Source organism: Streptomyces sp. NPDC046931 (genome assembly GCF_040644655.1).
Classification (GTDB): domain Bacteria; phylum Actinomycetota; class Actinomycetes; order Streptomycetales; family Streptomycetaceae; genus Streptomyces.
The window spans coordinates 43,020-57,141 of the sequence record NZ_JBEYWX010000011.1; the positions used below are offsets into that span (position 1 = coordinate 43,020).

A 14,122-nucleotide genomic window follows, 5' to 3' on the forward strand; every position below is an offset into this window, starting at 1 on the left:
ACTCCTGTTCCGTCGTTGCCTTACAGCGCGTCCGGTCCGCGCTCGCCGGTCCGGACCCGGACGGCCGTCTCGACCGGGATGGACCAGACCTTGCCGTCTCCGATCTTGCCGGTGCGGGCCGCCTTGACGATGACGTCGACCAGCTGCTCGGCGTCGTCGTCCTCGGCCAGCACCTCGATACGGATCTTGGGGACGAGGTCGACGGTGTACTCGGCGCCCCGGTAGACCTCGGTGTGTCCCCTCTGCCGACCGTAGCCGCTCGCCTCGGTGACCGTCAGACCGTGCACTCCGAAGGCCTGGAGGGCCTCCTTGATCTCGTCCAGCCGGTGAGGCTTCACGACGGCGGTGATGAGCTTCATGCGTCCACCTTCCTGCTCTGCGGGGCGGCCGGGGCCGAAGCGGTGGCGGTGCCGATGACGCCGCCGCCCGCGCCGCTGAAGTCGTATGCGGTCTCGGCGTGCTCGGCCTGGTCGATGCCGGAGATCTCCTCGTCCTCGGGGACCCGCATGCCGATGGTCTTGTCGAGGAGGAAGGCGAGGATCGCGGAGGCGATCAGGGAGTAGGCGAGGACCGCGAAGACACCGGCGCACTGCTTCCAGAGCTGGTCGAAGTCGCCGCCGTAGAAGAGGCCCTTGACGTTCGACTGGCCCTTGCCGCTGGCGAAGAAGCCGATGAGCAGGGAGCCGGCGATACCGCCGACCATGTGGACGCCGACGACGTCGAGGGAGTCGTCGTAGCCGAACTTGTACTTCAGGCCGACGGCCATGGCGCACAGGACACCGGCGATGGCGCCGACGGCGATCGCGCCGAGCGGGGAGACCGCGCCACCGGACGGGGTGATCGCGACCAGACCGGCGACGGCCCCGGAGGCGGCGCCCAGCGTGGTGAACGCGCCGTGGCGGATCTTCTCGTAGGCGAGCCAGGCGAGCATGGCCGCGGCGGTGGCGACCTGGGTGTTGACGAACATCAGCGGGCCGACGCCGTCGTCGTTGCCGAGCCAGGAGCCGGCGTTGAAACCGAACCAGCCGAACCAGAGCAGACCGGCGCCGAGCATGACCAGCGGGAGGCTGTGCGGGCGCATCGGGTCCTTCTTGAAACCGACGCGCTTGCCGATGACGAGGATCACGCCGAGCGCCGCCGCACCGGCGTTGATGTGGACCGCCGTACCGCCGGCGAAGTCGATGACGCCCAGTTCATAGGCCCAGCCGCCGGTTCCCCAGACCCAGTGGGCGACCGGGAAGTACACGACCGTGACCCACAGTACGAGGAACAGGGACCAGGCGGTGAACTTCACACGGTCCGCGAGCGCGCCGCTTATCAGGGCCGGCGTGATGATCGCGAACATCAGCTGGAAGACGGCGAAGACGAAGACCGGGATGGTGTAGCCGGGCCAGAGGTCCGTCTTGCCGATGCCGCCGAAGCCGACGAAGTCGGAGGTCCAGCCGACGATCGAGCCCTTGTCGGTGCCGAAGGCCATGGAGAAGCCGTAGAGCACCCACAGGATCGTGACGATGCCGAGGCTGATGAAGCTCATCATCAACATGTTCAGGGTGCTCTTGACGCGGACCATGCCTCCGTAGAAGAAGGCCAGGCCCGGGGTCATGAGCATCACCAGGGCGGAACAGATCAGCATGAAGCCTGTGTTGGCGGACGACAGCTTGGGTGCGTCCGCCGCAAGCATGATGGCTGGTGCCATCGGCGTCTCCTCGTCGGTTGGTACGGCCCCGTGCGGGCGAAGCCTTGGGAGCGGGTGCGGTCGTGAGGGGTGGGCCGGTTATGCGCCATGAGATTGGCGCAGCACGGTTTCGGTCGGCGCCCCTCGGTGTTTCGCCGCAGTGACGAAGGCGCCGGGCGTGTTACGCGTCGATGAACTGCCGGATGCCGGCCCGGTCGATCGTTGCCGTGACGCGACCTTTGAGGAATGACATCGCGGCGGGAACACCGCGGCCATCATTTGCGGAAGCCCCGGGACGATCAACGGGGCCCGCGAGAGTCGCGCCCGTTCGGGCGGAAAGAGCATGCGTCCGGCCGCGACAGCCATCCGATGACCTGGCATGGGGGAGCCGAGTCGGGCAGTTCGGGATGGCGGCCGCGGCCGGGGTCGTGGGGACCCTTGCCCTCTGGCGGGCCCGGGGTCAGACGGCCTCGGCGGTCTCGGGCAGATGGGTGGCGAGGTGATCGGTCAATTCGACGACCTCGGCAAGATCACCGAAATCGCGCACGGCGGTGTCGACGGTCTTTCGAATACGAGTGTTGACCCGCTCGGACCGCACTTTTCTGGCGATTTCCATGGCTCGCCTGGCAAGCACCGCGCTCTGTTCCGGTTCGCGCTGGAGGAGGTGCACGGTGGCCATGCCGATGAGATTGAGTGCGTACGACCGCTGGTGCTCGGGGTCCTCGGAGAAGCCGTCGACGGCCTTGCGCATCACCGGCTCGGCGAGGGAGGCGTAGGTGGGGCTGCGGCCCGCGACATAGGCGAGGTCGCGGTAGGAGTGGGAGTTCTCGGCGTGCAGCTCCGCCTCGGAGAAGAAGCGGATCCAGTCGGGCTCGGGCTCGTCGAACTCGAGTGCGTCGGCGAAGGTGTCCTCGGCCATCCTGACGGCACGCTTGCACTTGCCCGGCTGGCCCATGTTCGCGTAGGCCCGGGCCTCCATCGCATACAGCATTGCCTGGGTGCGCGGGCTCGCGCACTCCCGGCTGCCGTACTGGGCGAGGTGGATCAGCTCCAGGGCGTCGTCGGGCCGGCCCAGGTGGATCATCTGGCGGCTCATGCTGGAGAGGATGTAGGAGCCGAGCGGCTTGTCACCGGCCTCCTTGGCGGCGTGCAGCGCGAGGACGAAGTACTTCTGCGCGGTGGGCTGGAGTCCCACGTCGTAGCTCATCCAGCCCGCCAGCTCGGCCAGCTCGGCGGCGACTTTGAAGAGGCATTTGGCGGCCGACTCGGACTGTGGTTCCTGGAGGAGGTCGGTCACCTCGTGCAGCTGGCCGACGACGGCCTTGCGCCGCAGGCCGCCCCCGCACTGGGCGTCCCAGCGCCGGAACATCACGGTGGTGGTCTCGAGGAGGTCGAGCTCGGGCCTGGACAGCCGGCCGCGGCCCCGCCCGGACGGTGTGGGCTCGGGCTGTTCGCGGGGGGCTGCGGGGCTGGGCACGAGCCAGCGCTGCATGGGCTCGATGAGGGTCGGGCCCGCGGACAGGGCCAGCGAGGTCCCCAGGAAGCCGCGCCGCGCCAGCATCAGGTCGCTGCGCGAGAACTCGCTGATCAGCGCCACCGTCTGCGGGCCCGTCCAGGGAAGGTCGATCCCGGACACGGAGGGTGACTGGTGGGCAGTGCGCAGCCCCAGGTCCTCGACGGAGACCACACAGCCGAAGCGCTCGGAGAACAGCTCCGAAAGGATGCGCGGGATGGGCTCGCGCGGGTTCTCCCCGTCCAGCCAGCGGCGCACCCGGGAGGTGTCCGTGGAGATGTGGTTGGCCCCCAGCTGGCGGGCCCGGCGGTTGACTTGCCGCGCCAGCTCGCCTTTCGACCAGCCGCTGCGCACGAACCACGAGCCGAGCAGCTCATTGGGGCGCTTGTCAGCGTTCGTACCGCCTTCGCCGTTGCCGCCCACCGGAACGCCCCCATCCCTGAATCCACCTGTGCGCTGTGTGCGCCAAGCCTTACCAGAATGCCGGTGGACAGAGCCCGGCGTCCGTCGGTTCTCGGCCGTCGGACGGGAACCCGGCTTGCCTCCGGCATACCCACGAGTGCGTGCGTCCCCAGGATTCGTGCACTCACGGTAGTCCTACGATCACCCGCCCAGCCATGGCGAATCCATAAGCGCCACCATTCGCCACCCCTTCGAATGAACTCACCGCCACCCCGTCGCGATTCACTTGACACATGACAGCCGGAAGTGGATGGAGCGGTGTATTCACCGGCGTGCACTGCGGAACTCACCACCCTGTACACCACCGGGCGCGCCCCGGATACGGACTCTGAGTCACTTTCCGATTCCACCGCGTAACCATCGGACGGCTGAAACCGTTGGAGGGGGCATGGGCTTCACGATCGGCGGCACGCGGAGTATCCGCGAGATCCGCTCCGGCGCCCGACGCCGGGGCCGCTCGTCGGACTGGATCGCCGTGGCCGAGTACACGGGCCTGTGGGGCTGGCACGTGGTGCCCGGCGCGCGGGCGGCCGCGGGGGCGTGCTCCTGCGGCGACACGGACTGTGCCGCGCCCGGCGCCCATCCCCTGTCCTTCGCCCCCGCGGTGCGCGCCGGTGCGACGCTCGACGAGGCGGCCGAGACCTGGGCCGAGATGCCCGGCGCGGCGGTGATGCTGCCCGTGGGCCGCGCGTTCGACGTGGTCGAGGTCGCCGAGGCGGCGGGGCGCCACGCTCTGGTCCGGCTGGAACGCATGGGCATTCCGGTCGGCCCGGTCACGGCGACCCCGGACGGCCGCGCCCAGTTCTTCGTCGCTCCCGGCTCCGCGGCCGAGCTTCCCGCGCTGCTGTACCGGATGGGGTGGGACGACGCGGACCTCGATCTGCACGCCCTGGGCCCGGGGACGTACATCACGGCGCCACCCTCGGACCGCGGCGGTCTCGGCCCGGTCCGCTGGCTGCGCTCCCCCGCCCTCGACTCGGCGACGGCACCGCCGGCCGCGCGCCTGCTGATCGGCACGCTGGCCTACGTGGCACATCGCGCCCGGGCCCAGGTGGTGTCCGACACCCCGTAGGGGGCGCCGGGCGGCGACAGCGAAGGGCCCCTGCCGCATCTGCACCGTGCGGCGGGGGCCCATCTCGTGTGGAGGAAGCAGCAGGACTCGTGTAGAGGAAGCAGCAGAAGAAGCGCCCGTCCCCCGTGCACCGGGGGGCGGGCGCTTCTCGGCATGCGTCGGGACCGGTGGGTGGTGGTCACTCTCCGATAAGGGCGTCAACGAACGCCTCCGGATCGAACGGCGCCAGATCGTCGGGGCCCTCGCCCAGACCGATCAGCTTCACCGGCACGCCCAGCTCGCGCTGGACCGCGACCACGATGCCGCCCTTGGCCGTTCCGTCCAGCTTGGTGAGCACGATGCCGGTGATGTCCACGACCTCGGCGAAGACGCGCGCCTGGACCAGGCCGTTCTGCCCGGTGGTGGCGTCGAGGACCAGCAGCACCTCGTCCAGCGGTGCATGCTTCTCGACGACGCGCTTGACCTTGCCCAGCTCGTCCATGAGGCCGGTCTTGGTGTGCAGGCGTCCCGCGGTGTCGATGAGCACCACGTCGAAGCCCGTCTCCTTGGCCTCCTTCACCGCGTCGAAGGCGACGGAGGCGGGGTCGCCGGCCTCCGGCCCGCGCACGGTGTGGGCGCCTACCCGCTCGCCCCAGGTCTGCAGCTGGTCGGCGGCGGCGGCACGGAAGGTGTCGGCGGCACCGAGGACGACGGTGCGGCCGTCGGCCACGAGGACGCGGGCGAGCTTGCCCGTGGTGGTGGTCTTGCCGGTGCCGTTGACGCCGACGACCATCACGATGCCCGGCTTGCTGCTCTCGGGCTCCGTCCGGACGGCGCGGTCCATGTCGGGCCCGACCAGCGTGAGCAGCTCCTCACGCAGCAGTCCGCGCAGCTCCCGGGGGGTGCGGGTGCCGAGCACCTTCACCCGCTCGCGCAGCCGCTCGACCAGCTCCTGGGTGGGCTGCACACCGACGTCCGCGGTGAGCAGCGTGTCCTCGACCTCCTCCCAGGTCTCGTCGTCGAGGTGCTCGCGGGACAGCAGGGTGAGCAGCCCCTTGCCGAGCGCGTTCTGCGAGCGGGACAGGCGGGCGCGCAGACGGATCAGACGGCCGGCGGTGGGCTCGGGGATCTCGATCGGGGGCGCTTCGACCGTGGGCGGCTCCTCCACGGCCACGGGAGCGGAGGCCTCCGGAAGATCCACCTCCTCGATCGTCCGGCGCTCCTCGTCGCGCGGGGTCTCGGCCTCGTCGCCGACGTGCGGCTCGGCCGGAGGGGCGGTGATGTCGGGCGTCGTGGGGGGCGCCGGCGGCAGCGACTTCTTTCTGCGGCTGCCGACGATGAGCCCGCCGAGCGCGCCGAGCAGGACCACGGCGATGACTACAGCAAGGATGACGAATTCCATAACGGGTCCAGTATGCGCGACCGGCCTGCGGGCCGATCGGTGGCGGCTCCGGGGCGCGGAGGCCTGGTTGTATGACGGCCCGTCAGCTACGGTCCCTCGTGCACACCCGCCCGGCGAAGGTGAAGGGGGCCCTGCGATGGCCGTCACGGTCGTACGTTTCAACCTCGTCGAGCCCGGCGCGACCCCCGCCTCGCTCGGCGCGCGCTACCGGGCGGCCCTGGAGATGGCCGCGTACGCCGACGACCACGGGGTCACCACCGTGCAGACCGAGGAGCACCACGGGGTGGCGGACAACTGGCTGCCGTCGCCGTTCGCCTTCGCCGGCGCCGTCTTCGGGGCGACCCGGCGGCTCATGGTCACGGTCTCGGCGGTCATCGGCCCGCTGTACGACCCGCTCCGGCTGGCCGAGGACATCGCCGTACTGGATCTGCTCAGCGGCGGCCGGCTGGTCACCGTCGCGGGCATCGGGTACCGGCCCGAGGAGTACGCCCTCTTCGACGTGGAGTGGAAGCGGCGCGGACAGCTTCAGGACGAACTTCTCGAGACCCTGCTGAGGGCGTGGACCGGAGAGGAGTTCCGCCATCGCGGCCGTACCGTGCGCCTCACCCCCCGTCCGTACACCCGGCCGCACCCCCCGCTGCTGGTGGGCGGCTCCTCGAAGGCGGCGGCCCGCCGCGCCGCACGGCTGGGCCTGCCCTTCTTCCCGAGCGCCCACCTGCCGGGGCTGGAGGCGTACTACCGGGAGCGGCTCGTCGAGTACGGCACCGAGGGCTGGACCATGATGCCGGCCGCCGAGACCCCGCTGCTGCACCTCGTGGAGGACCCGGACCGGGCGTGGGCCGAGTACGGCGGGCACTTCCTGCACGAGGCGCGGACGTACGCCTCCTGGCAGTCCGGCGACATCCGCTCGGCGGTCAGGTCCGCGGCCACGACGGTGCGGGAGCTGCGCGCGGAGGGGGTGTACCGCATGGTGACGCCCGACGAGTGCCTGGCCCTCGGCCTGGACAGCTACGTCCTGCACCCGCTGGCGGGCGGGATGCCGCTGGACGAGGGCTGGCGCAGTCTGCACCTGTTCTGCGAGCGGGTGCTGCCCCGGCTCGAGAGCTGATCCTCGTACTCCGGCACGCCCGCACGGGCGTGCCGGACGGGCGCGCCGCAGAGACGCGAGCGCGCGGCAGAGACGCGAGCCGCCGTGGAGGCGAAAGAGCCGGGAGAACGCACGCCGCCGCCCGGCTCGGGCAGTGACCGGGCCGGGCGGCGGACGGGTGTCGAGGAGAGAGGCAGCGGGGACTTGGGCCTTCTCCTCGAGTCCGGGTGGGCGGTCAGCCCATTTCCTCCAGGGCCTTGCCCTTCGTCTCCTTCACGAACTTCAGGACGAACGGGATGGAGAGCGCGGCGAAGACCGTGTAGATCACGTAGGTGCCGGAGAGGTTCCAGTCGGCCAGCGACGGGAAGCTCGCGGTGATGGCCCAGTTGGCGACCCACTGGGCGGCGGCGGCCACGCCCAGGGCGGCGGCACGGATCTTGTTCGGGAACATCTCGCCGAGCATGACCCAGACGACCACGCCCCAGGACAGGGCGAAGAAGAGGACGAACACATGGGCGGCGACCAGGGCGACCCAGCCCTGGGTGCTCGGCAGCTTGCCGTCGACCAGGTGGTACGAGAACGCCCAGGCCTCCAGGGCCAGGCCGACGGCCATGCCGACCGAACCGATGAGCGCGAGCGGCTTGCGGCCGATGCGGTCCACGAAGATCATCGCGATCACGGTGCCGACGATGTTGATGATCGACGTCGTGAACGAGTAGAAGAACGAGTCCGCCGGGTCGACGCCGACCGACTGCCACAGCGTCGAGGAGTAGTAGAACGCGACGTTGATGCCGACGAACTGCTGGAAGACCGACAGGCCGATGCCGATCCAGACGATCGGCTTGAAGAAGAAGCCGCCGCCGAGCAGGTCCTTGAAGCTGGACTTGTGCTCGCTCCTCATGGCGTGCTCGATCTCGGCGACGCGTCCGTCCAGGTCGACGTCCTTGGCCTCGACCTCGGCGAGGATCTCACGGGCGCGGTCGTGCTTGCCGACAGAGATCAGGAAGCGCGGGGACTCGGGGATGGCGAAGGAGAGCAGGCCGTACAGGACGGCCGGGACGACCATGACGCCGAGCATGACCTGCCAGGCCTCGAGACCCATCAGCTTGCCGCGCTGGTCGCCGCCGGCGGCGTTCAGCAGGCCCCAGTTGACCAGCTGCGAGATGGCGATGCCGACGACGATGGCCGCCTGCTGGAAGGAGCCGAGCCGGCCACGGTAGGCGGGCGGGGCGACCTCGGCGATGTAGGCGGGGCCGATGACGGAGGCCATGCCGATGGCGAAGCCGCCGATGATGCGCCACAGGGCGAGGTCCCACAGCGCGAAGGGCAACGCGGAGCCGACGGCGCTGACGGTGAAGAGGACCGCCGCGATCTGCATGCAGCGGATGCGGCCGATGCGGTCCGCTATTCGGCCGGCGGTGGCGGCGCCGATCGCACAGCCGATCAGGGCGACGGCGATGACCTGGGCCAGCGCTGCGGAACCGATGTCGTAACGGTCCCGGACGGCCTCCACGGCGCCGTTGATCACGGAGCTGTCGTAGCCGAACAGGAATCCGCCCATCGCGGCCGCCGCCGCGATGAAGATGACGTGCCCCAGATGTTCGGGGTGAGCCGTCCCGGCTCCTGACTTGGGTGCCTGCGCTGTGCTGGTCACGAATAACTCCTCGGGCCACCGGCAACGCTGCCGGGGGTGGGGGGGCGAGCCCTTCCGGGTGCGGTTCGGCTTCCAGATACCCGGAGAGCACTGGTCCACGCCGCTCACACCTGAAGGTAAAAGCAACGCTGCAGAGACTATGCCTTCAAGTGCCGAAGTCAATAGGCCCGCTCTGCCGGGCGGATCTAGGCTAGCGAAGAGCTTGTGTTCAGAAGTTGAATTTCCGAGGAGGTCCAGGTCAGGGCAGTGGGGGGCGCGCCCCGTCTAGCGGAGCCGCTGCGAGATGACCTTCGACACACCGTCGCCCTGCATGGAGACGCCGTACAGCGCGTCGGCGACCTCCATCGTCCGCTTCTGGTGAGTGATCACGATCAGCTGCGAAGCCTCCTGAAGCTCCTGCATGATGCGGATCAGCCGCTGGAGATTGGTGTCGTCGAGGGCGGCCTCGACCTCGTCCATGACGTAGAACGGGCTGGGCCGGGCCTTGAAGATGGACACCAGCAGCGCGACGGCGGTCAGTGACCGCTCGCCACCGGAGAGCAGGGAGAGCCGCTTGACCTTTTTGCCGGGCGGCCGGGCCTCGACGTCGACGCCCGTGGTGAGCATGTTGTCCGGGTCGGTCAGCACGAGCCGTCCGTCTCCGCCCGGGAAGAGCCGGCTGAAGACGCCCTCGAACTCTCGGGCCGTGTCCCGGTAGGCCTCGGTGAAGACCTGCTCGACGCGCTCGTCGACCTCCTTCACCACCTGGAGCAGGTCGGCCCGGGTCTTCTTCAGGTCCTCCAGCTGCTCGCTGAGGAACTTGTGGCGCTCCTCCAGCGCCGCGAACTCCTCCAGCGCGAGCGGGTTGACCTTGCCGAGCTGCTGGTAGGCCCGCTCGGCCGCCTTGAGCCGCTTCTCCTGCTCGGCGCGCGCGAACGGGCGCGGCCGGTTGCGCGGGTGCCCGGGGTCCTCGGGCAGTTCCTCGCCCTCGGCGGGCGGCGAGGGCGGCACCGGCTGGTCGGGGCCGTACTCGGCGACCAGACCCGCCGGCTCGACGCCGAGTTCCTCCAGCGCCTTGGTCTCCAGCTGCTCTATGCGCAGCCGCTTCTCCGCGCCGAGCACCTCGCCGCGGTGCACGGAGTCGGTGAGTTTGTCCAGCTCGGCCTTGAGGTCACGGCCCTCGGCGCGGGCGGCGGCGAGTTCCTCCTCGCGGCGCGCCTTGGCGGCCTCGGCGGCCGTGCGCTCGGCCTGCGCCCGGCCCAGGGACACCTCGACATGCGCGAGGAGCCGGCGGGCACCGGAGGCGACGGCCTCCGCGACGGCCGCCTCGTGCCGCAGCCGGGCCCGCCGCTGCTCGGCACGCGCGCGTGCCTCGCGTTCGGCGCGCGCGGCCCGGTCCAGGGAGTCGGCACGCCCGGCCAGTCCCTTGACCCGCTCCTCGTGGGTACGGACCTGGAGCCGGGCCTCCATCTCGGTCTGCCGGGCATTCGCTCCGTCGGCGGCGAGCCGGTCGCGTACGGAGGTGTCGGGCTCCTCCTCGACCGGCATCTCCTCGGCGACGGCGAGCCGCTCGGCGAGTTCCTCGACCTCCGTCAGGGCCTTCTCCAGCGCCTCCTGCGCCCGGGCCGCGGCGGCGGTGGAGCGCTCGGCCTCCCCGGCGGCGGCCCTCGCCTGCCCGGCGAGCCGTCCCAGCTGCTGGGCGACCGAGGACTTCTCCCGCTCGGCGGCCCGCCGCCGCTCCCCCACCTCCTCGACGGACAACGCGCACTCCTTGCGGCGCTCTCCCGCCAGTCGCTGAGCCTCGGCCGACTCCTCGCATCGGACGGCGAGCTCCTCGAGCTCGGCGGCGGCCTCGTCGACCGATGCCTGCACCTCGAGCAGGCTCGGGGCGCCGGCGGAGCCGCCGTGCGCGAAGTGCGCCCCGAGCAGGTCGCCCTCGGCCGTGACGGCCGTCAGCTCGGGCCGCGCCTCCACGAGTTCCTCGGCGTCCTCCAGAGTGCCGACCACGACAATGCCGTGCAGCAGGCGCCGTACGGCGGGCATCAGCGCGGCGGGACCGCGGACGAGGTCGGCGGCGAACGGGAGCCCGGCCGGGGAGTCCTGCCGGGCACCGCGCTCCGCGTCACCGTCCGGGTCACTGCCCACGCCGGTGGTCTCCGCGCCCTGAACCCCGGCGGTCCCGAGGCCCCCCGCCCGGGCGTCCCCGTCTCCCCGAAAGACGGCGGGAGCGGCGTCGGCGGGGCGGGGGCGCCCGCCGTGGCCGGTCACGTCCGCCACCGCCGGGGCCGCGTCCCGCTCGTCGGCGTCCCCACCCGGTGCGTCGGCTCCCGAGCGGCCCACCGGTCCCGGTCGCCGGCCCGGGCCGTCCGTGAGCGGCTCGTCGCCCGGCTCCCCCAGGGGGCCTGCCAGCAGCAGTGCCGCCCGTCCCGCGTCCTGCTTGCGCAGCAACCGGATCGCCTCGGCCGCCGAGGAGGGGTCCGTCACGGCGATCGCGTCCGCGGCGGCACCGAAGGCCGCCGCCAGGGCCACCTCGTGCCCGGGCGTCACCGTCAGCAGCTCGGCGGCCGGGCCCAGGAGGCCGGAGAGACGGTCCTGGGCCCCGAGCAGGACGCCCGTACCGTCCTTGCGGCGCAGCCCCAGAGAGAGGGCCTCGTGGCGGGCCGCGACCGCGGCGCGCCGGCGCTCGGCGGCGGTGGCCGCCTCACGGGCGGCCGAATGGGCCGCCTCCGCCTCGGCCAGGGCCCGCTTCGCCGTCTCGTGCTGCTCGGTCAGGTCGGCGTCGCCCGCGTCGAGACCGTCCACCTCGGCCTTGAGGGCCTCGTACTCCTCCTGCGCGGCGACCGCGCGCTCCTGCGCCTCGTCGCGTGCCGCGGCGAGCCGGTCGATCTCGGCCTGGGCGGAGGCCGCGCGGGAACGGGCCGCGCCCACCTGTCCGTTCAGCCGGGCCAGGCTTTCGCGGCGATCGGCGATGGCCCGCGCCGCGTCCTTCAGCCGCCGCTCCTCCAGGGCCAGTTCGCGCTCCAGTTCGGCCCGGTGCGCGACGGTGTCCTCCAGCGCGCGCTCGGCCGCTTCCAGGGCGGCCTCCAGCTCGGCCTCCTGCTCGCGGATGCGGGCGGCCTCGCGTTCCATGTCCTCGGGGTCGCGTCCGCGCCGCTCTTCCGGGGGCGCTGAGGTGGCGCTCTTGACCCGGGCCTCGGCCAGCGAGATCGTGCCGCGCACGCGCTCCGCGAGCTGGGACAGTTCGTACCAGGTCTGCTGGGCGCGTTGCAGACGGGGCGTCAGCTGCCGCACCTCGTCCTCGAGGAGCGCCTCCCGCTGAAGCGCCTTCCTCAGTTCGGCCTCGGCGGCCTCCTTGCGTTCCTTGAGCGCGGCCTCGTCCGCGATCTCGGCCCGCAGTGCCCGCCGCAGCCGTACGAGGTCGTCGGCGAGCAGGCGCAGCCGGGCGTCCCGCAGGTCGGCCTGGATGACGGCGGCCCGCCGGGCGACCGCGGCCTGCCGTCCCAGCGGCTTGAGCTGGCGGCGCAGCTCGTCGGTCAGGTCCTGGACGCGGGCGAGGTTCGCCTGCATGGCGTCCAGCTTCCGGAGCGCCTTCTCCTTGCGCTTGCGGTGCTTGAGGACTCCCGCGGCCTCCTCGATGAAGGCACGGCGGCCCATGGGGTCGGCGTGCAGCACCGAGTCGAGCTGCCCCTGGCCGACGATCACGTGCATCTCGCGGCCGATGCCGGAGTCGGAGAGAAGTTCCTGGATGTCCAGGAGGCGGCAGGTGTCGCCGTTGATCTGGTACTCGCTGCCGCCGTTGCGGAACATGATCCGCGTGATGGTGACCTCGGAGTACTCGATCGGGAGTGCTCCATCGGAGTTGTCGATGGTCAGCGAGACCTCGGCGCGGCCGAGCGGCGGGCGCCCGGTGGTGCCGGCGAAGATGACGTCCTCCATCTTGCCGCCGCGCAGCGACTTGGCCCCCTGCTCGCCCATGACCCAGCTGAGCGCGTCCACCACATTGGACTTGCCCGAGCCGTTCGGTCCCACCACGCATGTGATCCCCGGCTCGAAACGGAGCGTGGTCGCAGACGCGAACGACTTGAACCCGCGGAGGGTCAGGGCCTTGAGGTGCACGCCGCCGGACTCTACCTTCCGCCCGTATCTCACACTATGAACCGCGGCACCCTCGCGGTTTCGCCCTTGAACATGCAGGGCAGACCATCCGTTAAAGAGACCGGAAGGGTAGGCGGGGGCAAGAAAGAAGGGACGCCGGGGGCGTCCCTTGCAACTCTGACGGCTGAGCGGTTGATACGGGCAGCCCAACCACTGCTTGTGCCTTGTGGAGCGATGCAGTGATCAGGTGAGCGCAGGCTCCGCCTGGTGTGCGTCGATGCTCTCCATGATCCTGTCGTGAGAAGCGGCAGCCGTCAGCGCGTCGTTCTCCGCCTGGATCCGTACGAGCTCGGACTCAAGCTCCTGGACGCGCTGCTGGAGCCGTCGCATCTCGGCGAGGAGTCGCGGGTCGGAGCCGCCGACGTAACCGAGAAGCGCCTTTGCCATGATGGATGGTCCTCCACACTGAGTGACCGACCGATGCGGTGTGGGTCGTGAGGGATTCGCACCCGCGGTGCTTGGCAATCTTCAGTTCTTGCGCCGTTCTTACATGCCAAACAGCTAAGGTGCGCGGGGCTTTCAGCGTCTCACCAAAAAGTTTGACGGTCAACACGATCACACCCCGCATCGGCGGGCATCCCGGGGGGCACGGCCCTGGACGGGCGGCGCTGCGGCTCCTTCGGGTCCCGGAGGGTGTGGCGATCATTCTTGTCCGCGGAGCTTGACACGACAAGGCCTTCTTGGCAACTACCTGGGCCTTTCTACTGGGGGCAGATGCCGACGGCATGTCCCTGCGCTTCCGCCGGGGGAGCCGCGGCCCGGGCTCAGCGGATCGCGAAGCCGTCGTAGCCGCCGCGGGGCGTGTCCCAAATCTCAGTTACTCCGTCCACCCTCCCGGGTGTGTCGTCACCCCGGAGCCAGTCCAGGAGTCCCTCGCAGTCCCTCCGCGGCCCCTCGGCGACCACCTGGACCCTGCCGTCGTCGAGATTCAGCGCAAAGCCCCTGAGGCCGCCGATCTCGAGCGCCTTGGCCCGGGTGAACCAGCGGAAACCCACGCCTTGGACACGTCCGCGCACCCACGCGACGAGCCGTGCATCGTCGTTCATGGCTGCACGCTAACCGGCCAATGTCCCAGTGGGCACTTCCTCCCCTCGCGCCATGCTGTAGCGTCCCCACCCATATGAAGCTCGTGTGAAACTCACTC

The 14,122-nt window shown here is 70.9% G+C and carries 10 protein-coding genes; 2 read left to right on the plus strand and 8 right to left on the minus strand.

All coding sequences use genetic code 11. The annotated features are described in order from the left end of the window. Nucleotides 1–20 precede the first annotated feature (20 nt). The 3 genes from ABZ876_RS20480 to ABZ876_RS20490 form a co-directional block, all read right to left on the minus strand. The gene (locus ABZ876_RS20480) at nucleotides 21–359 is read right to left on the minus strand and encodes a P-II family nitrogen regulator (protein ID WP_165263595.1); all 339 of its coding nucleotides are present in this window, start codon (nucleotides 357–359) and stop codon (nucleotides 21–23) included. Next, nucleotides 356–1,696, minus strand: a complete 1,341-nt coding sequence (locus ABZ876_RS20485; RefSeq protein ID WP_361782809.1) for an ammonium transporter — start codon at nucleotides 1,694–1,696, stop codon at nucleotides 356–358. Before ABZ876_RS20485 ends, ABZ876_RS20480 begins: the two co-directional genes overlap by 4 nt. 439 nt (nucleotides 1,697–2,135) lie before the next feature. Continuing rightward, nucleotides 2,136–3,611, minus strand: coding sequence for a hypothetical protein (locus tag ABZ876_RS20490; RefSeq protein WP_361782812.1), 1,476 nt, complete (start codon nucleotides 3,609–3,611; stop codon nucleotides 2,136–2,138). A 427-nt stretch (nucleotides 3,612–4,038) separates the two neighbouring features. On the opposite strand from ABZ876_RS20490, the gene ABZ876_RS20495 reads away from it, so the two are divergent. Further along, nucleotides 4,039–4,722 carry a bifunctional DNA primase/polymerase gene (locus tag ABZ876_RS20495; RefSeq protein WP_361782815.1) on the plus strand — a complete coding sequence of 228 codons (684 nt, stop codon included), beginning with the start codon at nucleotides 4,039–4,041 and terminating at the stop codon, nucleotides 4,720–4,722. Nucleotides 4,723–4,900: 178 nt separating this feature from the next. Here the strand turns inward: ABZ876_RS20495 and ftsY are convergent, their stop codons facing one another. Then, nucleotides 4,901–6,103: a signal recognition particle-docking protein FtsY gene (gene ftsY, locus ABZ876_RS20500; RefSeq protein WP_361782818.1), complete on the minus strand. Its 1,203-nt coding sequence runs from the start codon at nucleotides 6,101–6,103 to the stop codon at nucleotides 4,901–4,903. Nucleotides 6,104–6,239: 136 nt separating this feature from the next. Between ftsY and ABZ876_RS20505 the strand changes: the two genes are divergently transcribed. Next, nucleotides 6,240–7,211, plus strand: a complete 972-nt coding sequence (locus ABZ876_RS20505) for an LLM class flavin-dependent oxidoreductase (protein ID WP_361782821.1) — start codon at nucleotides 6,240–6,242, stop codon at nucleotides 7,209–7,211. A 214-nt stretch (nucleotides 7,212–7,425) separates the two neighbouring features. Here ABZ876_RS20505 and ABZ876_RS20510 read toward each other — a convergent pair whose 3' ends face one another. The 4 genes from ABZ876_RS20510 to ABZ876_RS20525 form a co-directional block, all read right to left on the minus strand. Further along, nucleotides 7,426–8,844, minus strand: coding sequence for a sugar porter family MFS transporter (locus tag ABZ876_RS20510; protein ID WP_361782824.1), 1,419 nt, complete (start codon nucleotides 8,842–8,844; stop codon nucleotides 7,426–7,428). A 264-nt stretch (nucleotides 8,845–9,108) separates the two neighbouring features. Next, nucleotides 9,109–12,939 (minus strand): AAA family ATPase, encoded by a 3,831-nt coding sequence (locus tag ABZ876_RS20515; RefSeq protein WP_361782826.1) that lies wholly within the window; start codon nucleotides 12,937–12,939, stop codon nucleotides 9,109–9,111. Between the two features lie 222 nt (nucleotides 12,940–13,161). After that, nucleotides 13,162–13,365 carry a hypothetical protein gene (locus ABZ876_RS20520; protein ID WP_043444185.1) on the minus strand — a complete coding sequence of 68 codons (204 nt, stop codon included), beginning with the start codon at nucleotides 13,363–13,365 and terminating at the stop codon, nucleotides 13,162–13,164. A gap of 377 nt (nucleotides 13,366–13,742) precedes the next feature. Next, nucleotides 13,743–14,024 (minus strand): acylphosphatase, encoded by a 282-nt coding sequence (locus ABZ876_RS20525; RefSeq protein WP_361782829.1) that lies wholly within the window; start codon nucleotides 14,022–14,024, stop codon nucleotides 13,743–13,745. Nucleotides 14,025–14,122: the final 98 nt, after the last annotated feature.

What these genes read in the sequence shown, in the direction of transcription:
- ABZ876_RS20525 (WP_361782829.1), bottom strand. Translation starts at nt 14,024, where the DNA reads ATGAACGACGATGCACGGCTCGTCGCGTGGGTGCGCGGACGTGTCCAA.
- ABZ876_RS20480 (WP_165263595.1), bottom strand. Translation starts at nt 359, where the DNA reads ATGAAGCTCATCACCGCCGTCGTGAAGCCTCACCGGCTGGACGAGATC.
- ftsY (WP_361782818.1), bottom strand. Translation starts at nt 6,103, where the DNA reads ATGGAATTCGTCATCCTTGCTGTAGTCATCGCCGTGGTCCTGCTCGGC.
- ABZ876_RS20520 (WP_043444185.1), bottom strand. Translation starts at nt 13,365, where the DNA reads ATGGCAAAGGCGCTTCTCGGTTACGTCGGCGGCTCCGACCCGCGACTC.
- ABZ876_RS20495 (WP_361782815.1), top strand. Translation starts at nt 4,039, where the DNA reads ATGGGCTTCACGATCGGCGGCACGCGGAGTATCCGCGAGATCCGCTCC.
- ABZ876_RS20505 (WP_361782821.1), top strand. Translation starts at nt 6,240, where the DNA reads ATGGCCGTCACGGTCGTACGTTTCAACCTCGTCGAGCCCGGCGCGACC.
- ABZ876_RS20485 (WP_361782809.1), bottom strand. Translation starts at nt 1,696, where the DNA reads ATGGCACCAGCCATCATGCTTGCGGCGGACGCACCCAAGCTGTCGTCC.